At 64.0% G+C, this 21611-nt stretch carries 19 protein-coding genes; 8 read left to right on the forward strand and 11 right to left on the reverse strand.

The genetic code is table 11. The features are described from left to right. The first annotated feature begins 58 nt into the window (after positions 1–58). A complete protein-coding gene (locus NKJ67_RS27330; RefSeq protein WP_127807797.1) occupies positions 59–913 on the forward strand; it encodes an NAD-dependent epimerase/dehydratase family protein in 855 nt (284 codons plus the stop codon). Beyond that, a complete protein-coding gene (locus NKJ67_RS27335) occupies positions 910–1716 on the forward strand; it encodes an SDR family NAD(P)-dependent oxidoreductase (RefSeq protein WP_352584276.1) in 807 nt (268 codons plus the stop codon). Before NKJ67_RS27330 ends, NKJ67_RS27335 begins: the two co-directional genes overlap by 4 nt. On the opposite strand, the gene NKJ67_RS27340 is transcribed toward NKJ67_RS27335, so the two are convergent. The 6 genes from NKJ67_RS27340 to NKJ67_RS27365 all read right to left on the reverse strand — a co-directional run bounded on the left by NKJ67_RS27340 (position 1713) and on the right by NKJ67_RS27365 (position 8059). After that, positions 1713–2783 (reverse strand): Gfo/Idh/MocA family oxidoreductase, encoded by a 1071-nt coding sequence (locus NKJ67_RS27340; protein WP_352584278.1) that lies wholly within the window; start codon positions 2781–2783, stop codon positions 1713–1715. The two genes, NKJ67_RS27335 and NKJ67_RS27340, sit on opposite strands and share 4 nt — an antisense overlap. A 1-nt stretch (position 2784) precedes the next feature. Then, complete coding sequence (locus NKJ67_RS27345) at positions 2785–3684, reverse strand: carbohydrate ABC transporter permease (protein ID WP_292335979.1); 900 nt, start codon at positions 3682–3684, stop codon at positions 2785–2787. Then, positions 3684–4619: a carbohydrate ABC transporter permease gene (locus NKJ67_RS27350; protein WP_352584280.1), complete on the reverse strand. Its 936-nt coding sequence runs from the start codon at positions 4617–4619 to the stop codon at positions 3684–3686. Before NKJ67_RS27350 ends, NKJ67_RS27345 begins: the two co-directional genes overlap by 1 nt. Further along, on the reverse strand, positions 4616–5554 hold the full coding sequence (locus NKJ67_RS27355) for a sugar phosphate isomerase/epimerase family protein (RefSeq protein ID WP_352584282.1): 939 nt from the start codon (positions 5552–5554) through the stop codon (positions 4616–4618). Before NKJ67_RS27355 ends, NKJ67_RS27350 begins: the two co-directional genes overlap by 4 nt. Before the next feature lie 110 nt (positions 5555–5664). Beyond that, positions 5665–7017 (reverse strand): ABC transporter substrate-binding protein, encoded by a 1353-nt coding sequence (locus NKJ67_RS27360; RefSeq protein WP_352584284.1) that lies wholly within the window; start codon positions 7015–7017, stop codon positions 5665–5667. A gap of 256 nt (positions 7018–7273) precedes the next feature. Beyond that, complete coding sequence (locus NKJ67_RS27365) at positions 7274–8059, reverse strand: SDR family NAD(P)-dependent oxidoreductase (RefSeq protein WP_352584286.1); 786 nt, start codon at positions 8057–8059, stop codon at positions 7274–7276. Positions 8060–8157: 98 nt separating this feature from the next. On the opposite strand from NKJ67_RS27365, the gene uxuA reads away from it, so the two are divergent. The 4 genes from uxuA to curA all read left to right on the forward strand — a co-directional run bounded on the left by uxuA (position 8158) and on the right by curA (position 13379). Beyond that, positions 8158–9342, forward strand: a complete 1185-nt coding sequence (uxuA, locus tag NKJ67_RS27370; protein WP_127396133.1) for a mannonate dehydratase — start codon at positions 8158–8160, stop codon at positions 9340–9342. Between the two features lie 316 nt (positions 9343–9658). Beyond that, positions 9659–10678 carry an isopenicillin N synthase family dioxygenase gene (locus tag NKJ67_RS27375; protein WP_352584288.1) on the forward strand — a complete coding sequence of 340 codons (1020 nt, stop codon included), beginning with the start codon at positions 9659–9661 and terminating at the stop codon, positions 10676–10678. A gap of 334 nt (positions 10679–11012) precedes the next feature. Continuing rightward, positions 11013–12332, forward strand: coding sequence for an LLM class flavin-dependent oxidoreductase (locus NKJ67_RS27380; RefSeq protein ID WP_352584290.1), 1320 nt, complete (start codon positions 11013–11015; stop codon positions 12330–12332). 27 nt (positions 12333–12359) lie between these two features. Further along, positions 12360–13379: an NADPH-dependent curcumin/dihydrocurcumin reductase gene (gene curA, locus NKJ67_RS27385; RefSeq protein WP_352584292.1), complete on the forward strand. Its 1020-nt coding sequence runs from the start codon at positions 12360–12362 to the stop codon at positions 13377–13379. Positions 13380–13449: 70 nt separating this feature from the next. On the opposite strand, the gene NKJ67_RS27390 is transcribed toward curA, so the two are convergent. Genes NKJ67_RS27390 through NKJ67_RS27410 form a run of 5 tightly spaced genes read right to left on the reverse strand, consistent with a single transcriptional unit; the run spans position 13450 to position 18431 of the window. After that, positions 13450–14766: an aspartate aminotransferase family protein gene (locus NKJ67_RS27390; protein WP_352584294.1), complete on the reverse strand. Its 1317-nt coding sequence runs from the start codon at positions 14764–14766 to the stop codon at positions 13450–13452. Beyond that, on the reverse strand, positions 14763–15530 hold the full coding sequence (locus tag NKJ67_RS27395) for an N-formylglutamate amidohydrolase (RefSeq protein WP_352584296.1): 768 nt from the start codon (positions 15528–15530) through the stop codon (positions 14763–14765). Before NKJ67_RS27395 ends, NKJ67_RS27390 begins: the two co-directional genes overlap by 4 nt. Continuing rightward, complete coding sequence (locus tag NKJ67_RS27400; RefSeq protein WP_352584298.1) at positions 15530–16852, reverse strand: type I glutamate--ammonia ligase; 1323 nt, start codon at positions 16850–16852, stop codon at positions 15530–15532. Before NKJ67_RS27400 ends, NKJ67_RS27395 begins: the two co-directional genes overlap by 1 nt. Beyond that, complete coding sequence (locus NKJ67_RS27405; RefSeq protein WP_127267229.1) at positions 16849–17496, reverse strand: cysteine hydrolase family protein; 648 nt, start codon at positions 17494–17496, stop codon at positions 16849–16851. The genes NKJ67_RS27400 and NKJ67_RS27405 overlap by 4 nt, the downstream gene beginning before the upstream one ends. Continuing rightward, on the reverse strand, positions 17493–18431 hold the full coding sequence (locus NKJ67_RS27410) for a MurR/RpiR family transcriptional regulator (RefSeq protein WP_256746093.1): 939 nt from the start codon (positions 18429–18431) through the stop codon (positions 17493–17495). The genes NKJ67_RS27405 and NKJ67_RS27410 overlap by 4 nt, the downstream gene beginning before the upstream one ends. A gap of 145 nt (positions 18432–18576) precedes the next feature. Here NKJ67_RS27410 and NKJ67_RS27415 point away from each other — a divergent pair, with 145 nt between their 5' ends. Then, entirely contained in the window at positions 18577–19743 is a 1167-nt protein-coding gene (locus NKJ67_RS27415) for an NAD(P)/FAD-dependent oxidoreductase (RefSeq protein WP_127270506.1), read from the forward strand. 14 nt (positions 19744–19757) lie between these two features. Next, positions 19758–21599, forward strand: coding sequence for a branched-chain amino acid ABC transporter ATP-binding protein/permease (locus NKJ67_RS27420; protein WP_352584301.1), 1842 nt, complete (start codon positions 19758–19760; stop codon positions 21597–21599). The last annotated feature ends 12 nt before the right edge of the window (positions 21600–21611 follow it).

A 21611-nucleotide genomic window follows, 5' to 3' on the forward strand; every position in this document is an offset into this window, starting at 1 on the left:
GATTTGTATGACCATCAATGATATTCAAGCCGCTTAATTGCGGAGCCGAGGTCGAGATATGAAAACCATCGTCACCGGAGCCAGTGGCCTGCTTGGCCGCCATGTGGCCGAGGCTCTGGTTGCGGCCGGCCACGATGTGCTTGGTGTCGATGCCGTGGTGCCGGGTGAGGTCGCATGGCGCCACGCAACCGCCGATTTGACCGATCTGGGATCGACGCTGCAGCTGGTGCGCGACTGCGATGCCGTTGTGCATGTCGCGGCCATTCCGCGGCCGACCGGGCGGGCCGGCGGCGAGGTGTTCAAGACCAACATCGCGACCGCCTACAATGTGGTCGAGGCAGCTGCCATGGCCGGCGCCAGGCGCTTCGTCTATGCCTCGTCCTTCAGCGTTTTCGGCTATCCCTTTTTCGAGAAACCTGTTCGACCGCCCTATCTGCCGGTCGACCTGAACCATCCGGTCGGCGCGCAGGACCCGTACGGCCTGTCGAAATGGCTGGGCGAGGAAATCGTCGACGCGGCGGTGCGCCGCGGCGCCTTTTCGGCGGTCAGTATCCGCATGCCGTGGATCCAGACGCCGGGTTCTTTTTTCGAGGGCGTCGCGCCGCGCCGCGCCACTGCCGACAGTGCCCGTGACCTGTGGGCCTATCTTGATGGGCGCGACGCCGGTCAGGGCTTCCTGCGGGCGCTTGAATGGCAAGGCGACGGCCATCTGCGCGTCCTCCTCAGCGCCGCCGACACATTCATGGAAGAGGAAACCGAAGCGCTTTTGCGCCGGGTCTACCCTGATGTCCCCCTGTCACGGCCGATCGCCGGTTTCGGCGCCGTGCTCGACACGATCCATGCGCGCGAAACGATCGGCTTCGAGCCAAGCCATTCGTGGCGTTCCTATCCGAAGCCGGAGGCCGGACAATGAAACGGTTCGACAAACAGAATGTTCTCGTCACCGGCGGCGCGGGCGCGATCGGCAGCGCAGCGGTGCGGCGTTTCCTTGACGAAGGCGCACGGGTCGCCATTGTCGACCGCAATGGCGCGGCGGCGCAGCAACTGGCTCGCTCCCTCGGCGGCGGCGTCCTGGCGATCGAGGCTGACGTCACCGACGAAGCGGGTGTGCGGCGCGCCGTCGAGGCGACCGTCGAGACGTTCGGCGGCCTCGACGTGGTGTTCAACAATGCCGGCATTTCCGGCGTCGTCGCTCCCGTTCACGACCTGCCGGTCGAGGACTGGGATACGACCATCCGCATCAATCTGCGCGGCATCTTCCTCGTGCTGCAGGCTTCGCTTCGGGCGATGATCAAGGCCGGGACCGGTGGCTCGATCGTCAACATGGGCTCGTCCATGGCCGGTTGGGACGTCCTTTCGGGGGGAGCTGGCTATGTCGCTTCCAAACACGGCGTGGTCGGCCTGACGCGGGTCGCGGCGCTCGATGCCGCGCCTTACGGCATACGCGTCAACGCCATCTGCCCCGGCGTGATCGAGACGACGCTTGGCGTGCCGGTTTCCGGCGACGGCGAATTCAAGAGCAGCGTCCAGCATTTCGCCGACCGCATTCCGTTGCGCCGCATCGGCCAGCCGGATGATGTCGCGGCCGCCGTGGCTTTCCTGGCCTCCGACGAGGCGAAGCACGTCACAGGCGTGGATTGGCTGATCGACGGCGGCCAGACCTTGCAGAGCTGGGCCAACGCGCCGGCCGGCGGCGCGTTTCCGAAATTTCGCTAAAGTCTTTTCGGCGGCATTGCCTGGATGATCCGGACGGCAAGATCGAGATCGGCGAGCCCGCCCGAAAGCGGCGTGCGCGGCTTAACACCGGCAAGGATGCAATCGGCGAAATGCAGCCACTCGCGGCGGAACGACGTATCAGGAACGCCAGGCAGAACGCGTTCGGATGCAGCCTCGCCTGTCGTTTCACGTAGCCGGACAGTCGCCGAGGCATTGCGGAAATAGGGGTTCTGGAATTCGATCCGCACCTCGTCGCGCTCGCCATGCACATGGATCCACTCGTCCCACCATCCATACTGGGCAAGTGCCATGTCGAAGAGGCAAGGGACGCCGCCATAGTCGAGCACGGCCAGCAACTGGTTCGGGCCGGTCTGTTGCGCATGGACGACGCGGTCGGGCGTGCCGAAAGCACCGCGCATGACGGCAAGGTCGTGGCTGGCGAGGCTGAGCAGTACAAGATAGAGATCGCGATAGCCGGCATGGTCCACACCGAGCGCCGCCTCGATGCGCCGAGCGACCGTTTCGCGCCCCGCCGCCAACACATCGGCCGGCACGTCGGTGATCCGGGTCTGGGTGTAGAGTTGGCCATAGCGGTCGAAGCGGCCGGCGAAATCGTGGACATGGATCGACTTCGGCCGGCCGATGGCGGCGATGCGCTCCAGCCCGGTCTCATAGCCGGGATCATAGAATTTCATGTAGCCGACAAGGGCGACGAGGCCGCTCCGCTCGGCCTGCTCGACCAGCGGGCGCGCCTCCTGCGGCGTGAAGGCAAGCGGCTTCTCGACGATCAGGTGCTTGCCGGCGCGGATTGCATCGGCGACCATCTCGCCATGATCGTAGGTGCAGATCACGACCGCATCGACATTCGGGTCGGCAAGCAGCGCGCGATGGTCGGTATATCTGGCAGTGACGCCATAATGTTCCGCGACCTTGTCGACCGTGCCGGGAGAGATGTCGCACAAGGCGGCGATGCGAAACGCCGGTAATTCCATGAGATAAGGCAAGTGCATCAGCTGGGCGATCTCGCCGCAGCCGATGACGCCGACGCCAATAACGCGATCCTGCATGTCAACCCTTCACGGCGCCGGCTGTCAGGCCGGCGATGAACTGCCGTTGCATGGCGACAAAGACGACGATCACCGGCAGTGTCGTGATCGTCAACGCGGCGAAATAGAGCGTCCAGAGCGAGTCGTATTGCTGGAAGAAGCTGACCAGTCCTAGCGGGATGGTCTGCACCAAAGGGTCGCGCAACAGCAGGAAGGCCAGGAAGAAATCGTTCCAGATCTCGATGAAGCCGAAGATGAGGATCAGCGCCACGCCCGGCCGCACCAGGGGCAGCATGATGTGGATCAGGATCTCGAGCCGGCTGGCGCCATCGATGCGCGCGGCATCTTCGAGGTCGGCCGGCAATGTGATGAAGAAGCTGCGCAGGATGAAGACCGAAAGCGGCAGCGACGTCGCGGCATAGATGAAGGCAATGCCGAGCCGGCTGTTTATCAGGCCGAGATCGCGCGCCACCAGGAACAGCGGAATGGCCATCACCTGCGGCGGCACCAGCATGGCCGCAACCGCGACTGCGACCACAAGACCGCGTCCGGGGAAACGAAGACGCGCCACCGCATAGGCGCACGGCGTCGCGACGGCCACCAGGATGATCAATGCCGAGCCGGTGACGAAGATGCTGTTGACGATGCGCGATCCCATGCCGGCGATCCGCCAGGCATCGGCATAGTTCTGCAGCACCAGGCTCGATGGCGGACCCCAGACATTGCTGAGCATTTCCTGCTTGGTCTTGAGCGAACCGAACAGCACCCAAAGCAGCGGATAAAGGGTCTCGAAGAGCACGAGAATGAGCGCGGCATAGATGCCGCCAATTTCGAGGATGCCGCGCATGCCGAGGCGCTGCATGAGCCCGCGACGGCGAGAGCCGGCGGCGCCATCGTTCAGCGAAAGGTTGGCGGCTCTCATCAGACGTCGAGCCTTTGCCGCCGCATCAGGGCCAGCAGGCCGACACTGGCCAGCCCGACGATCATGAACAGCACATAGCCGATCGCCGCGGCGTAGCTCATGGCGCCGTCCTGGAAGGCCTTGCTCATCATGTAGGTGAGCACCACTTCGGTGGCGTGGTTCGGGCCGCCCTTGGTCAGGACATAGACGATGTCGAAATTGCGCACGAAGGCGCCGGAGAGGCCGAGGATGGTGTTGATGAAGATGATCGGCATCATCATCGGAACGGTGACGTGCCGGAAGCGCTGCAAGGGGCCGGCGCCGTCCATCTTCGCCGATTCATAAAGCTCCGAGGGAATCGTCTGCAGCCCGGCCAGATAGATGACGGCATGGAAGCCGAGCCATTTCCAGACATCGACGACGATGATCGAGTAGAGCGCGATGTCGGCGTCGCCGAGCCATGATCGTTTCAGCCCGGCGAGGCCAATGAGATCGAGCCCGCTGTTGAGCAGGCCGAAGACCGGATTGTAGATCCAGGACCAGAGCAGGCCGACGGCGACGAAGGACATCGTCACCGGGACGAAGGCGGCGGCGCGGAAGAAGGTGCGGCCAAGCAGCGCCCGGTTCAGAAGCAGTGCCAGCCCGAGGCCGAGCACGTTCTTCAGGACCACGACGGCAACGACGAAAATCAAATTGTTGCGCAGCGCACCGAGGAAAATGCGATCGTGCACGAGGCGCTTGTAGTTGGAAATACCTGCCCAGGTCGGGTCGGAAAACCCGTCCCAATTGTGCAGGCTGAGCCAGAAGCCGTTGACGAACGGCCAGAGGTAGAAAAGACCGAAGAGGATCGCGGCGGGCAGGATCATGACGAATGCGACCGCCCCGTCCCCGGCATTGAAGCGCCAGGTGCCGGATCGGCTCGAAACAGGAGCCTCCTCTTGCGGTCGCGTGCTCATGTGGCCTTCGCGCCTTGCGGGGTCAGCACCAGCCCGAGCGTGTCCCTGACATAGGCGATGCTCTCGAGCGTGCTTTGCTCTGCCGTTTTCTTGGACGCATCCAGCTCGATGATGGCGAGGCCATCGTAGTTTGCATCCAGCAGGACGTCGACGATGCCAGCGAGATCGACGACCCCGGCGCCGAGCTCGCAGAAAGCGCCATAGCGGTCATAGCCCTTCAACGCCGGATCGACCCTGGTGTCCTTGAAATGCATGTAGCGCACGGCGGAAATGTAGGTCCTGACCGCGTCGACCGGATCGGAATTGGTGTGGGCAAGATGCGCCGGATCGATGCACAGGCCGGCCAGGTCGGTATCCAGTTCATCCATCATGCGGTCGAGCTGGTCGCGGCGCTCGATGAAGGTGTCGAGGTGCGGGTGATAGACCGTCTCGATGCCAAGGTCCTTTGTCCGCCTGCCGATATCCTCGAGCGCCCGGCAAAAGGCGCGGTAGTCGTCGGCCGTGTGCGCCCCGGCAGCGTCTTCCGAGGGACCGCCGCCGAGAACCAGCACCGGTGAGCCAAAGCCCTTCAACATCCTGGCCAGCGCGACGAGAACGTCCCGTTCATAGGTCCAGGCGACAGGGTTGGTGAAAATCGCATTGACGTAGAAGGAGGAGAGCTTGATGCCATACTCGCTCTGGCCTTCCGACAGCAGCGCATAGCGCCGCAAGATGTCGGTGTCGGTGGTCACTCCCATCGGCGCCTGGTTGCCGAGTTGCATGTATTTGCGGGCGTATTGGTCCGACAGGCTGGTGAAGGCGAGGATCTCGAACCAGCCGAAGCCCTGGTCGGCGAGAAACTTGATGGCTGGCCTGAGCGGAAGGCCGGTCAGGTCCCAGCTGTTCAGATGATAGCCGATCGAGAAGCGCTGCCGTTCGGCGCGATGTGTCGTCATGTGTTTTCTCCGATGGGCGAGGCTGCCCGAAGCAGGCAGCCTCTGTTTTTCTTGCCTGGCGCATCAGCCCGGCTGGATGGGCGCTCGCTTGCAGGCGCTATCTCAGGGCCTCATTTGGGGGGCCAGCTGCCCTGGGCCTTGAGGTCATCGAAGATGGTCTGGATCGATGCGGCGGCGTCTTCGGGCGTCGTGGTGCCGCCGACGATGCCGGCGATTGCCGAAGACGTGGCGCTCGCGACCTCCGAGGGCCAGATCCAGTCGAGGAACTTGATCGTGTTCGGGAAGGCTTGCTTGCGCAATTCGACGGCATAGGCATCGTCGACCTGCGGCACGCCCTTGATCGAGGCCGCGATCGGCTGTTCCGGCGCGAGGTAGAGCGTCGCGACTTCAGGCCGTGTCAGATATTCGATGAATTTGACCGCGGCATCGAGCTTCTCGGGCGGGATCGAGGAGGCGACGCACATGCCGTTGTCGGCACCGCCGCCATGGCCGGGCGCTCCCGGCGTTCCGTCCATTTTCGGAAAGGCGAAGACGCCCCATTTGAAGTCCTTGACGCTCGACTGGAGCGACGGGATTTCCCAGGTGCCGCCATAATACATGGCGCTCTTGCCGGCGGCGAACGCCGCACGCATGCCGTCCTGGTCGACGGAAAGCGAATCCTTGGAAAGGATGCCATCATCGACCCATTGCTTGATCAGCTTGAAGCCCTCGACATCGGGCGCGTCGGTGAACTTCGCCGTACCCTCGAGGTTCTTCTGCGTCTTGCCGACCGGGTCGCCCGAGGCCTGCGAGAAGGTCTCGAAGTACCACATCGGCCACATCACGGTGTTCGAGCCCTGATGCAGCAGAGGGATCACGCCCTCGGTCTTGAACTTCGGCACGGCTGCCTTCAGGTCGTCATAGGTTGGCGGGACAGGAATGGCGAGCTTCTGAAAGAGATCGACATTGTAGAAGATCGTCGATGTCGACAGCGTCGAGATCGGCACGCCGTAGACTTGGCCGTTGACCGTGAAGGCGCCAAGTGCAGCGGCGTCGATACTGTCCTGGAACGGCTTGATCTTGTCGGTAATCGGCATCACCAGTTTGCGCCTGACATAGGCGCCATTGGTGTAGAAGGCCGGGCAGGCGATCAGGTCCATTTCCTGGTTTGCAAGTTTTGCGGTCATCATGCGCTGAATGGAATCGGTTTGCGGCCCTTGGGCATCCCACTCGACGGCGGCGACGTCGGGGTTGGCCTTGAGGAAGCCGTCGATGACCTGTTGCTGGATTTTCTTCTGCTCGTCCGGCGGTTGACGCGGCGCGAGTTCGTCGAGCGCCGAGCCGCCGAAAATCTTGAGCGTGATCCCTTCGGCGTGGCCGATGCCGGGCAGTGTGATCAGGCCGAGGCCTAGCAGTGCGGTGGCAAGGATGGAAGCGGCGGGACATTGTTTCGGACGGTGGGTCACTCTCTGCTGAAGGGGCATCTGGCTCTCCTTTACGCCAATGCCGAGGGGCAACCTCGGGACCAATATCGTTGATGGTCATATGATCTTGGTCGCCTGTTGATGTTTTTGTCAATCGGCAAGAATGCCTATTAATTCATCGATCGAACGCCCCTTTCATGTCGGCGTGGCCCGTGCGGTGTTCAATTTGCTTGGGCATTGATCTGCAAGAAGATCGGCAAACCAATGGTCGGATGCTGGCTGCTCCCGGTAACGGACAAGCCCCAATCTTCGCGATCTACTTCACGCCGATGCCGGCGGTCAGGCCGCCATCGATCTTGTAGTCCGCGCCAGTGCAGAAGCCGGCCTTCGACGAACACAGGAAAGCGATGAGTTCGGCCACTTCCTCCGGCTCGCCGATGCGCCCGATGGGGTGCGCTTCGCCGAAGCGCTTGTAGGCGGCCTCGACATCGGCATCCGTGCCGTTCTCGCCGCGGGCGGCCTTCTCCAGGATCGGGGTGCGGATCGAGCCGGGGCTGACGGAATTGACGCGGATGCCGGAGCGCGCATGGTCGAGGGCCAGGGCACGCGTCAGCGTGTGGATGGCGCCCTTGGTGGTGGCATAGGCGGCGACGTTTTGCTGGCAGGCAAAGCCCTGCACCGAAGCGACGTTGACGATGGCGCCGCCGCCCCTGCGGACCATTTCCGGAATGCCGAAATGCGCGGTCAGATAGATGGACCCGACATTGACCGACATCGCCCTGTTCCAAGTCTCGAAATCGGTGCTGGTCGCGGTTCCGTACGGATGCACCGCCGCCGAATTGACGATGATATCGAGGCCGCCGAACCGCTCGACGCCGGCCGCGACCGCGTCGCGAACCTGATCGGGCACGGAGACGTCGGCGTCTATGACCAGCGCCCCGGCTGCGGAGCTTTCCAGTTCCGCTTTCAGCGCAGCATTGGCCGCGCGGTCGATGCCGCAGGCGACGATCGCAGCACCCCCTGCAGCGAGGCGTCTGGCGGTTGCGAGGCCAATCCCGGTCGTGCCCGTCACCAAAGCCACCTTGCCGTCGAAATCCTTCATTGGGAAAACTCCTTCATTCGCTGTCCGAAACCGTTCCTAGTTTGACACCCATTGTGGTCCAACAATAGGTTGCCATCCTCTCGCAGAAGGAAGCGGCTATGGAACAGTGCTGGCGCTGGTATGGACCGAACGACCCGGTAACGCTCGATCATGTCAGGCAGGCCGGTGCGACCGGCGTGGTGAGCGCCTTGCACGATATCTATGACGGGCGCGCCTGGCCGCTCGAGAGCATTCTGGAGCGCAAGCGTGTCATCGAGGCCGCCGGCCTGACATGGTCGGTGGTCGAGAGCATTCCGGTCCACAATTCATTCAAGATCGGCGCGCCGGAACGCGAGCGCTATGCCGGCTACTATCGTGACTCAATTCGCGCGCTCGCCAAGGCCGGCATTGCGACGGTCTGCTACAATTTCATGCCGGTGGTCGACTGGACGCGCACGGATCTCGCCTATCGGCTGCCAACGACAGGTTATGCGTTGCGTTTCGACGCGATCGATTTCGCGGCCTACGATTTGTTTGTGCTGAAGCGCGTCAATGCCGAGGCCGGCTATACCCCCGCCCGCATTGCCGAGGCGGAAGCGCGGCTGAAGGAATTGAGCAGCGAAGCGATCGACAGGATCGAGCGCAACCTGATCGCCGGCCTGCCTGCGACCGAGCGCAGCTATGACAGGGACAGTTTTCGCGAGGCCCTGGCGGACTATGATGCGATCGGACCGAAGGAGCTGCGCGACAACCTTGCCTGGTTCCTGCGCGAGATCATTCCGGTGGCCGAAGAGGAGGGGGTGCGCATGTGCATCCATCCCGACGACCCGCCCTTCTCGCTCTATGGCCTGCCGCGCATCGTTTCGACCGCCGAGGATGCGCGTTTCATCCTCAACGCCGTCGACAGCCCCGCCAACGGCCTGACGTTCTGCACCGGCTCCTATGGCACGCGCGCCGACAACGACATCGTCGCCATGGTCAAGGAGTTCGCCGACCGCATCCATTTCGCCCATCTGCGCAACATCACCATCGAGGATGACGGCTCGTTCCACGAGGCCGAGCATCTCGAGGGCGGCACCGACATGGCGCATGTTATCCTGGCTCTGATGCAGGAAGAGGCGCGCCGCCGTCGGGAAGGCCGCGCCGACTGGCGCATTCCTATGCGGCCCGACCATGGCCATCTGCTCGCCGACGATATCGGCAAGACCAGGCTCAATCCCGGCTATTCGCTGATCGGCCGGCTGAAAGGCCTCGCCGAGCTGCGTGGCATCATGCGCGCCATCGAGCGGTTCGAGCTGGCTTGAATGCGCTCCGGCCGGTCGGCTGGCGGATTTACAGGCGATCACGCGCGGTTGCGCTTCCGCTGTGACTTATACGATGTCGCACTGGAAAGTGCGGCCTACGAGAGGCATGGCGGGTAAAGCACGTGTCGGGAAATTATTTGCCGGCAGTTCACAATATGCAGCGCTGACGTTCTTCCATTCGGGCCAGATTGGACTTCTTGTTGCTTTGATCGGCACGCCTTGCGTGTCACTTTGAGATGCATTCATTCTCGAAGCTCTTGCCGGTGGTCGCTTCTACTTCTCCTAAGCCAAGGCAGAGAAAAGAAGGAACCTGACCATGCCCAGAATTGTGCCGGTGCTCGATCTGAGCCGTCTCGAACAAGGTGCGTCTGAATATCGTACCTTTCTCCTGGACCTGCGCACGGCGGCGCGGGACGTCGGCTTCTTCTACCTCAGCGGCCACGGAATTTCGACCTCGGAGATCGACGACGTGCTCGATGCCTCACGCCGGTTCTTCGCGCTGCCTCAGGCCGACAAGCTGGCGATCGAAATGGTCAAATCCCAGCAGTTCCGCGGCTACACCCGCGCTGGTGGCGAACTGACCAAGGGCGCGGCCGATTGGCGTGAGCAACTCGACATCGGCGTCGAGCGCCAGCCCATAGCGCAGGGACCTGGAATTGCACCGTGGACAAGGTTGCAAGGACCCAACCAATGGCCGTCGGCATTGCCGGAGCTCAAGCCGGCACTGCTTGCATGGCAGGCCAAGGCGACCGCGGTGGCGATTCGGCTGTTGAAAGCCTTCGCGCTATCGCTCGATCAGCCCGAGGACGCCTTCGACGCGATCTACCGGGACTCGCCCAACCATCGCATGAAGATCGTCCGTTATCCCGGCCGTGACGCGACCGAAGGCGACCAGGGCGTCGGCGCGCACAAGGATGGCGGCTTCCTGACCCTGCTGCTGCAGGACGACAACAAGGGGCTGCAGGTCGAATATGACGGAAGCTGGGTGAATGTGGATCCGCTGCCCGGAACGCTGGTCGTCAACATCGGCGAACTGCTCGAACTCGCATCGAATGGATATCTGCGGGCCACCGTGCACCGAGTCGTGACGCCGCCTGCCGGCGTCGAACGGATTTCCGTTCCCTTCTTCTTCAGCGCGCGGCTCGATGCAACCATCCCGCTTCTCGGCCTTTCCGAGGAACTGGCGGCGCAGGCGCGCGGACCGGCAAGCGATCCCGACAACCCGTTGTTCCGCGACGTCGGAACCAATGTGCTTAAAAGCCGGCTGCGTTCCCATCCCGACGTGGCACGCCGCCACTATGCCGATCTTCTGGAGACTGGAACGGTGGGTTCGTGACGGTCGCCTGGCACGAATTTTTGCCGTTTGGCATGTTTTTTGGAATGCCATTCGTCGCCAAGGCTTGGAAATAAGCTCAAAAAGGTAAAATCGTTCGGCGGTTTCCTCCCATTTCGCCGAACGGTGTTCCCCTCTGAAGGTTTTGACCTTCTTTTTGGCCGGGCCGTATTCGAGCCCGGCCATTTTTTGTCCTGGGGTATCAGGCGCAAAACTGAAATGCTGCAAAAGCCCGGCGCAGCGGAACAGAATACCTTCCCGAGTTGGGCTGACGGTCCGATCCTGAGCCAGGATTCGAGCACTGTGCTCGACTGTATCGATCGGCCGGAACATCTTCATGACACGAAAACAACTGCGCCTCGGCGCCTTCATGCGCCCCGTCAGCCTGCACACCGGCGCCTGGCGCTATCCGGGCGCCTATCCCGACGCCAATTTCAATTTCGCGCATCTGAAGCGCTTCGCCCAGACCCTGGAAGCGGCGAAGTTCGACGCCTTCTTCATGGCCGACCATCTGGCCGTTCTGAACATGCCGATCGAGGCGTTGCGGCGCAGCCACACGGTCACCTCGTTCGAGCCGTTCACGCTGCTGTCGGCGCTCGCCGCCGTCACTGACCATATCGGGCTGGTCGCCACCGCATCGACGACGTTCGACGCGCCCTATCATGTTGCTCGCCGCTTCGCCTCGCTGGACCATATCAGCGGTGGACGCGCCGGCTGGAACATCGTCACCACGTCCAACCCTGACGCGGCGCTGAACTTCGGCCTCGACGAGCATGTCGAGCATGATGAGCGCTACCGGCGGGCGCGGGAATTCTACGATGTCGTCACCGGCCTGTGGGACAGCTTTGCCGACGATGCCTTCATCCGCGACGCCGAAAGCGGGTTCTATTTCGATCCGGCCAGGCTGCATGTGCTCGACCACAAGGGCGAACATCTCTCGGTGCGTGGGCCGCTCAACATCGCCCGGCCAATCCAGGGTTGGCCGGTCGTCGTCCAGGCCGGCGCGTCGGAGGCTGGACGCCAACTGGCGGCGGAGACAGCGGAGGTCATTTTCGCCGCCCATGCGGATATCGCGGCGGGACAGCGTTTCTTTGCCGACGTCAAAGGCCGTGCGGAGAAACTCGGCCGCTCGCGTGACGACATCAAGATCCTGCCTGGCGCCTTTGTCGTTGTCGGCGACAGCGTCGAGGACGCGCAGGCCAGGCGGGCGAAGCTCGACAGCCTCGTCTACTACGAGAGCGGCATCGCCTCGCTGTCGATCGCGATCGGACACGATGCGTCCGGATTTGACCCGGACGCGCCCTTGCCCGAAATCCCCGAGACCAATGCGAGCAGGAGTGGCCGCGAGCGCGTCATCGAACTGGCACGCGAGGAGAACCTGACCGTCAGGCAGCTTGCGCAAAGGCTGGGCGGCTATTCCGGCCTTGCTTTTGTCGGCACGCCTGAAACAATCGCCGACGGGATGGAGGAATGGCTGGTTGCCGAGGGCTCTGACGGGTTCAACATCATGTTTCCCTACCTGCCGGCAGGGCTGGATGATTTTGCCGAGAAAGTGGTGCCGGAATTGCAACGGCGAGGCATCTTCAGGCGGCAATATGAGGGGTCGACACTGCGCGAGAATCTCGGCTTGAAGCGGCCGCCCAACCGGTTTTTCTAGTAGAACATCCTTCGCGGAGAGGTCTCCATGTCAATCCAGTCCAACACCCGCATCGTGCTCGCGGCGCGACCGCAAGGCCGGCCGAAGCCGGATCATTTCCGCATCGAGACGGTTGACCTTGACCAGCCGGGAGAGGGCGAACTGCTGTTGCAGATCCTTTATCTGTCGCTCGATCCCTATATGCGCGGTCGTATGAACGCCACCAAATCCTATGCCAAGCCGGTCGATGTCGACGGTGTGATGGAAGGCGGCACCGTCGCGCGTGTGATGATCTCTCGCCATCCGGAATTTGCTGAAGGCGACATCGTCCTGTCCCACTCCGGATGGCAGAGTTTCGCCCTGTCCGACGGTGTCGGGCTGCGCAAGCTCGATCCCGCGGCTGCACCCATAACAACCGCGCTCGGCGTGCTCGGCATGCCGGGCTTCACGGCCTATGCCGGTCTGCTCACCATCGGGCAGCCGAAGCCTGGCGAGACGGTCGTCGTCGCGGCCGCCAGCGGTGCGGTCGGGTCGGCCGTCGGCCAGATCGCGCGCATCAAGGGGGCGCGTGCCGTCGGCATCGCCGGCGGTGCCGATAAATGTGCTTTCGTGCGAGACGAGCTGGGCTTTGACGCGGTCGTCGATCACCGGGCCGACGATTTTGCAGAGCAGTTGAAGGCAGCTTGCCCCGGCGGCATCGACATCTATTTCGAGAATGTCGGCGGTCCTGTCTGGGACGCGGTGTTTCCGCTGCTGAACGAATTTGCGCGTGTGCCGGTCTGCGGGCTGATCGCGCAGTACAACGTCATCGCGGATGCCGGCACCGACCGGTTGCCGACATTGATGCAGCAAGTGCTGCACCGCAGCCTGACGATAAGGGGTTTTATCCAGCGCGAATTTGTCGACCAGCGCCCGGCCTTCTATCGCGAGATGGCCGAATGGATAGCGTCCGGCCGCGTCCGCTACAGGGAAGATATCGTGGACGGCATCGAAAATGCGCCTCAGGCCTTTCTCGGCCTTCTCGAAGGCAGGAATTTCGGCAAGCTGATCGTGCGTATCGCGGAATAATTGTTGCACAACGATGAGCCGGGGCTGCCGAGACGATCGCTGTCGCAGCCCGGCGCGGCGCCTTTTTTGTTCACCACATCATGAAGGAGGCGACGTCCGCATCCGAGACCTTGCCGGCATTCACGTCAGCGATTGCCTGGTCGACGATCGCGACGCCCTCGGTCATCTCGTCTTCCGTCAGCGTCAGCGGTGGCATGAACTCCAGCACATTGGCCCTCAACCCGACATAGGTGAAGGCTGCACCCAACTCATAGCCGCGATAGATGATCTTGGCCGTGGTCGCCGCCGCAACCGGCTCACGTGTCGTGCGGTCCTTGACCAGGTCGACGCCGATGGCAAGGCCGCGCCCGCGCACGTCGCCGATGATCTCATGCCTGGCGGCAAGGGCTCGCAGCGCGTCGGAAAACAGCATGCCGATCCGCGCCGAGCGCTCGACCAGGCCGTCCGTCTCGATCGTCTTCAGCACCGCGTTGCCGGCCGATGTCGCCACCGGGTTGCCTGCGGTCGTCTGCAGCGCGAAGGCCGGCGCATGGTCCATGATCTCCTTAGGGCCGATCACGGCCGATAACGGCAAGCCACCGCCGATGCCTTTGCCGAAGACGACGAGGTCGGGCGTCAGTCCTTCATGCTGGAAGCAGTGCATCATGCCGCTGCGAGCGAGCCCGACCTTGACCTCGTCGACGACAATCTTGATGCCGTGCTTGCGGCAACGCTCCTGCAATGCCTTGAGAAAGCCAGGCGGCGGCACGATCAGTCCGCCATCCGACATCAACGGCTCGATGAACACCGCCGCGACCTGATGCGGCGGGCAGGTGGTCTCGAACTGGTAGTCGAGCAGCGCAAGCACGTCCTCGCTGCTGAAATTCGGTCGGAACGGATCGGGATAGGGCAGCAGAAGCACGCCCGGCCGGGGCAGCGTGTGGGTCATGGCGGTATGGCCGCTGATGCCCATCGAGCCGGAGAGATTGCCGTGATAGGAACCGATGAACGAGATGAAGCGCGAGCGGCCGGTGGCTGCCTGCAGCACGCGCACCGCGCAGTCGTTGGCATCCGACCCGGAATGGCCGAACCAGACGCGCCGTTCGCCTTCTCCGGGCGTAATCGCCAGCAGCCGCTCCGCCAGCGATACGGCGGGCTCGTTCGGGTAGAGCAGCAGGCTGGCGCCCGCCATGTCGCGGATCGACGTCTCGACCGCTTCGACGATTGCCGGATGGCCGTAGCCGAGCACCGCCGGACCGGCCGATCCCGACAGGTCGAGCAAGGAGCGGCCGCCTTCCTCGATCAGCCGGTTGCCCCGGCCGCCGATGACGCTGAGCGGCGAGAAACGCAGCTTGCCGATCTGGGCGATGGCCGCGGCGTCGCGTTCGCGCAGGCTTAGATTGCTCACGGCACGGTTTCCGTCTCGAGTGCCGGCAGTGCCGCCGCCAGCCGGTCCGCCCATTCCTCGATGCCGGACCGCGTCGACAGCAAATCCTGCCGGATCTCGACGAGGACGGCGGGGATGCCGCGATCGTCGCCATGGATGGGCACGGCGTAATCGGCGTCGCGGCTGATCACATAGGGCACGTTGGCCGCGACATTGAGCCCGGCGTCGGTGCGCAGGCCCGAAAGGATCGATTCTGCGAGACCTCTCGCTTGGTCATGCAGCACGCCGGCATGCCAAGGCCTGCTGACACCGAGGAAGACCGGCGTGAAGGAATGGATCGTCACGATCCGCGTCTGCCGGCCTGCCTGTGCCCGGCGGTCGAGATACGCGGTCACCCGGTCATGAAACGGCGAAAAGATGATCTCGGCACGTCGGCTCCGCTCCGCCGAATCGATGCCGACATTGCCGGGAATGTCGGTGTCTTCCGACAGCACCGGAATGCTGCCTGGCGTGCCCAGCGGCCGGTTGAGGTCGATCAGCAGCCGCGAATAACCGCTGAGGAAGGCCGCAGCATCGAGCTTCGACGACAGCAGGCGGGTCACTTCGGCGGCGCCGATATCCCAGGCGATGTGGCGCTGCAGATGGCCGGCATCGAGGCCGAGCTGTCGATACTCGGCCGGCATGTGGTTGGACGCATGCTCGCACAACAGCACGATATCGGAGCGGCCGTGCTCGTTGAGGACCTCGACGGCCTCGGGCCAATCTTTTCTGGCCTGCGCGGTCATCAATAGAGCGTCCGGTAGAGATCGCAGATGGAGGCCGGATCGAGACCGGCAAGACGCTCGGCTTCATGTCGCTTGAGGCCGACGAAGGTTTCGATGAAGACAGGCGCGAACCATCCCGTCACGATGCCGTCGGCCAGCAACGCGTCCAGTGCCGCCGGCAGGGTTTCGGGCAGGCGCACCAGACCGAGACTCGCCCGCTCAGCCTCGCTCATCAGTGTCGGGTCGCCGGTGACCAAAGGCGGCGACGGCAGGCCCGCCTTCAACCCTTCCAGCCCGGCGCGGATGATCGCCGCCAGCGACAGATAGGGATTGCCGGTGGCGTCAGCGGCCCGGTATTCGATGTTGTATTGCCGCGCCGGATCGCGTCCGCCGATCGTCACAGTCGGGCAGATGCGCAGCGACGCCTCGCGGTCGCGGTCGGCAAGCCAGGTATAGGACGAACTCCAGCTGTGCGGCTTCAGCCGGTAGAAGGACGACACGCTCGACGCCGTCATCGCGGTCATTCCAGGCAGATGGCGCAGCACGCCGGCACAGAAGGCGCCGGCTTTGGCGGAAAGACCTCCGGGCTGCGTTGGATCGTATGTCACCGGCTTGCCGGCCTCGTCGACAAAGCTGAAATGGATGTGGACGCCGTTGCCGACGGCAGTTGGCGCGGTTTTGGGCGCAAAGCTCGCACGCCAGCCGGCATTGCGCGCCAATTCGCGCGTGATTTCGCGGATGGCGACGGCGCGGTCGGCCGCCGTCAGCGCGTCCGCCGGCTCGTGCGTCACCTCGAACTGCTCGTCGCCGAATTCGGCGATGACCACTTCGGGCGCGACGCCGGCCTCCTCCAGCGCCGCCATCAGGTTGGGCGCGAAGGGGTCCGTGCGGCGCAATGCGGAGAAAGACATCGAATGCGCCGGCGCGAAGCCGCCGTCGGCGACATTGAACTCATGCTCGAAGGCGGCGATGACCGACAGGCCGGTTGCGGCTTTCAAATCGGCCAGCGCCTCTTTCAGCATCGTGCGGGTGCAGCCGAGCCATGGGCTGCCATCGAGCTCGACGATGTCGCCGGCGACCATGTCGAACGGCGTCGCCGATCCGGTACGTGTCGTGCGAAAGCGCGCCTTGAGATCGGGGATCAGCCGCAGGTCGCCCGACGAGCCCCAGGGGTTGGGATCGACGATCGAGTTGAACGGCGTCAGCGACAGATTGGCCTGCAGCCAGCCGACGCCGGTCGTGGCGGTCTTCTGCAACTTGCTTTCGGCAACGAAGCGGCCCCGCGTGACGGCGGAGAGATCCGTGGTGACGACGGCAACCAGAGGCTCGACAGTCGATGTCATGCCGGTTTTCCCAAAGCGTTGAAGCGGCCGACGACCGTGTCGGTGTCGGCCACCCAGCAGTAGCCGCCGAAGGCCTTGAGCGCGATGTCGTGGCGTTCCTGCGTAATGGTGGCGCAGGCATCCGATACGCAGGTGACAAGATAGCCGCGGTCGGCGCCGTCGCGCACCGTCATGTCGACGCATTGATCGGTCAGCACGCCGACCACGACGAGATAGCGGATGCCGAGATTCTTGAGGAGATAGTCGACATTGGTCGAATTGAAGATGCCCGACGACGTCTTCGGCAGCATGATCTCGTCGCCAACCGGCGCCAGCGCCGGCACCGGCAGACCCTCCGGGAGGCTGGGCGCGACATGGATCGGCGTCAGCTTGTGGTCGAGCGAGCGGTCACGGCCGTCTTCGGTCAGGCTCTGGATGATGGTGTGCAGCACCTCGACGCCATTGGCCCGCGCAGCGGCCAGCAGGCGCTCCTGGTTGGGGATCGTCTGTGACGATGTCTGCCGGTAGAAATAATGATCCGGCCCACGCTCCGGATGCGACGGATCTGCGCCCGGCTCCAGCCAGATGCGCTGCATGTCGACGAGCAGCAGGGCCGTTTCGCCGGCACGGAAGGCTTCGTCTCGTTTGGGTAGGGCCTGGGTCATGCTTTGTCGTCCTGCTTTGCTGATTTGGGTCCCGGCGTCTTGCGGGGTCCGGGTATCTTGCGCGCGCCGTTCTCTTGCGGGTCGCTGTCGAGTGTCACGGCATTGGCATGTCGCACCCTTTCGAGCCGCTCGATGCGGGCGCGCGCGTCGTCGCCCAGCGTCGAAACGATATGGGCGACCAGCGCCTCCATCTGGGCGATCGCCGGCGCCAGCGTGTCGTAGGGCGAGGCGACTTCGAGCGGGCTGACGATGGTGACTTCGGCGAGGTCTGATATCGGCGACAGCCATTGGTCGGTGAACAGGACGATGCGCACATCGAGCGCTGCCGCTTGGCTCGCATAGGCCATGACGTCGAGCTGGTAGCGGCGGTAGTCGAACACGACGAGCACGTCGCGCCGGTCGAGGTCGGCGAGCGTGTCGAAAGTCTGTGGAGAAAGCACGCCGAGATCGCGAACCCCGGAGCGAAACTGCACGAGATAGCCGGCCAGCATGCCGGCGATGTGACGGCTGAACCGGCCGCCGACCATCACAACCTCGCCCTTGACCTCCATCAGCAGGCGGGCCGCCCGCTCGTATGTCTGGATGGGTGTCGCGGCGGTGGCTTTCTGCAAGGCCGTGGTGACGCTGTCGAGATAGGCCAGCACGGCGCTGTCGTTGGAGCCGCTCTGCCGCTTGGCCTCCATCATCAGCAGCGGCGAGTGCAGTCTTGCCTCGACTTCGGCCAGAAGCTTCGCCTGGAAATCCGGAAACCCTTCATAGCCGAGCTTGACGACCAGTCTCACCACGGTCGGATCGCTGACGCCAGCGCGCCGGGCGAGCGATGAGGCGGTGCCGAGGCCGGAGGTCGGATAGTCCGTCAACAGCAGTCGGACGATCTTCTCTTCCGACGGCGTCAGCGCAAGATCCCCGCGCATCAGAACATCGCGTATCGCCATGGGCCTCCCCGAAATCCGTGTTCTCTTGTTTTGTCGAGTTTATTACAGAGATTTAAATCTTGGTCAACAATGAAGAGATGTTGACATTGCGTGATCGCTGGCCCTACCTTGTCGGAAAGCAGCCAAGAGACTGTGGGGAACAGCCATGCGAAACGGAAGCGACGTCATCGTCGTCGGTGCCGGCATTGTCGGATCGAGCGCCGCCTATCATCTGGCCAAGGCCGGTGTGAAGGTCACATTGGTCGAGCAGACCCATCCCGCCGGCGGCCCGTCGGGCAAATCGTCGGCGCTGCTGCACGCCTTCTACCTGATGCCGGAACTGTCGCAGCTTTCCATACGTGGCCGCGAGATCCTGGTGTCGCTGCCGGAAATCGCGGGCGAAGGCTCTTTCGTCACCGAAATCGGCATGATGTGGGTCTGCGGCAACGACAACAAGGTGAGTTGGACGGCGGCGGCCGAACGCATCCGCGGCGAGGGCGCGCGCATCGAGACATTGTCGCCGCAGGCCTTTGCCGACGCGGCACCCGGCTTTGCCCTGGACAATGTCGCAATGGCGCTGTGGGAGCCGGAATATGGCTACGCCGATGCCTTCGGCGCCACCAACGCCATCGCCCGTGCCGCCCGCGCCAACGGTGCCAGGATCATGCAGAACACGCTGGTCGAGAGCCTTCAACGGCAGGGCGACCGCATCACCGGCGTCACCTTGACCGATGGAACGGTGCTGGAAGCCGGTACCGTCGTCCTGGCCGCCGGGCCGTGGACGCGCCGCCTGCTGGCGACGGTCGGCCTCGATCTGCCGCTGCATGTCGAGCGCCATCCGATGGCCGTCCTCGACGCAGCCGGCAAGGCAAGGCAGGTCATGCCTTTCGCCTGGTGCGACGACATTTCCTGCAACTATGCACGGCCTGACAATGACGGCGTCATCCTGGCCGGCACCTGGGCTGGTGGCGGCACCGGCCTGCGCCACGAACATGCGGGCCGCCCGCGTTTGGTCCAAAATCCTGATGATTACATGGAAGGTGTCGAGGAGCAGGAATCGGTCGAGATTCTGGAGACCTTCGCTGGCAGAGTCCCTGCCATGGCCGAGCTTGGCATCCGGCCCGGCTATGCCGGACTCTACGACATGAGCCCCGACGATCTGCCGGTCATCGGCGCCATGCCTGACGTCGAAGGGCTGGTCGTTTCGGCGGGATCCTCCGGCCACGGCTTCAAGACCGGGCCGGCAGTCGGCGAGGCGGTGGCCAGGCTGGTCACCGAAGGCGCGCAACCGATCCTGGCGCCGTTTTCACCCGATCGCTTCAGGGCCGCGTAATGGCGTCGGTGACGATGAGCGAGAGCAAGCCCAGTGGCTTCATGCCGGCCGCGTTTCGCAACGCCACTGCCGATGCCCTGTGCATGGTCGCGGTGCTGCTGCTGGTGGCGCTTGCCGCCTTCATCTTTGGCAGCGCCGCCATGCAACGTGTGGTCACCTATGCCGCGATCATGCTGACGGCGGTGCTTGGCCTGCAGATATTCTCTGGCAACAGCGGCATCGTCTCGTTCGGTCAGGCCGCCTTTGTCGGCCTTGGCGCCTACGCCACCGGCATCCTCACCATGCCGACCGCATTGCAACGAACGGCGCTGCGCGACCTGCCGCAATTCCTCGCCGGGTATCAACTCTCCTTCTTCGCGGCGCTGGCCGTCGTCCTTGCTCTCGCGGTCATAGTCGGCCTGTTGACCGGCACGCCGCTGCTCAGGCTTTCCGGATCGAGCGCTTCGATCGCAACGCTTGCCATGCTGATCATCGTCTACACGCTGCTGGTGGCCGGGCGCGAGATCACGCGCGGCAGTCAGCCATTCTATGGCGTGCCGCGCGAGGTCGGGCTGTGGACGGCTGCCGCTGTCGCTTCGATGGCGCTGGTGGCGGCGAGGCTGTTTCGCGAAACCTCCTTCGGCCTTGCCGCCCGCGCCGCCGCCAATGACGAGCGCGGTGCCGCCGCCGTCGGCGTCGACCAGCGCACGGCGCGTCTGGCCGCTTGGGTGGCGGGTGTCGTCGCCGCCATGGCCGCCGGCGCCATGATGGCGCAGTTTCTGGGTGCGTTCTCGCCACGCGATTTCTATTTCGACCTCGGCTTCACCATGCTCGCCATGCTGATCGTCGGCGGCATGACCTCGTCGCTCGGCGCTTTCGCCGGCGTCATCGTCACCATCGTTTTGGTCGAAGTGGTGCGCCGCTTCGAAGGCGGCGGCGAGGTGCTCGGCCTGCATCTGCCCGTCCTGTTCGGCCTGACCCAGGGCGTGCTTGCCATCGCCATGATCCTGGTTATCTGGCGGCGGCCGACCGGTCTGTTCGGCGAGCGTGAACTGAACCTGCTGCGCCGGCCCGGACGCCAGGCCGTGATGGCTTCAACGGCGCCACCGCGGCATGTCGAGAGTGACCGGCTCACCGCCGTCCATCTGTCGCGCCGCTATGCCGGCGTCGTCGCCGTCGACGACGTCAGCCTGGATTTCGAGACCGACAGCATCACCGGCATCATCGGCCCCAATGGCGCCGGCAAGACGACGCTGCTCAACATGCTGGCCGGTGATATCAAGCCAAGTGCCGGCACCGTGTCGGTGGGTGGCGTGGTCCGGCAGGCTTCGGCCTTCCGCTTCGCCCGCTCCGGCGTTGCCCGCACCTTCCAGAACATCCGCGTCTTCCCGCACATGACCGTGCTCGAAAATGTCGTCGTCGCCGCCCGCCAGGTGGAACCTGATCTTGGCCACGCCGAGGCCGCGGCCATGGGTGAGCTCGGACGCATGGGGCTGGAGAGATTCGCCGATCAACCGGCCGCCAGGCTTGCCTATGGCCAGCGCCGCCGGCTCGAAGTGGCGCGCGCCCTGGCATTGAAGCCGCGCTTCCTGCTGCTCGACGAGCCGGCCGCCGGCATGAACGCCGTCGAGACCGCCGAACTGGTTTCGATCCTCTCGACAGTCCGCACCGAGCGCCGCATCGGCGTCGTCCTGATCGAACACGACATGCGGCTGGTGATGAACCTGTGCGAGCGCATCGTCGTCATCGATCATGGCCGCGTCATCGCCGACGGCACGCCGGGCGATGTCCAGAAGAACCCCGCCGTGATCGCAGCCTATCTCGGCAGCCGCACGTCGCGCGCCAAGACCGCAACGCCTGAAAACCAGACCGCATGACCCGCAACGACA

Source organism: Mesorhizobium sp. M0088 (genome assembly GCF_040322895.1).
Lineage (GTDB): Bacteria > Pseudomonadota > Alphaproteobacteria > Rhizobiales > Rhizobiaceae > Mesorhizobium.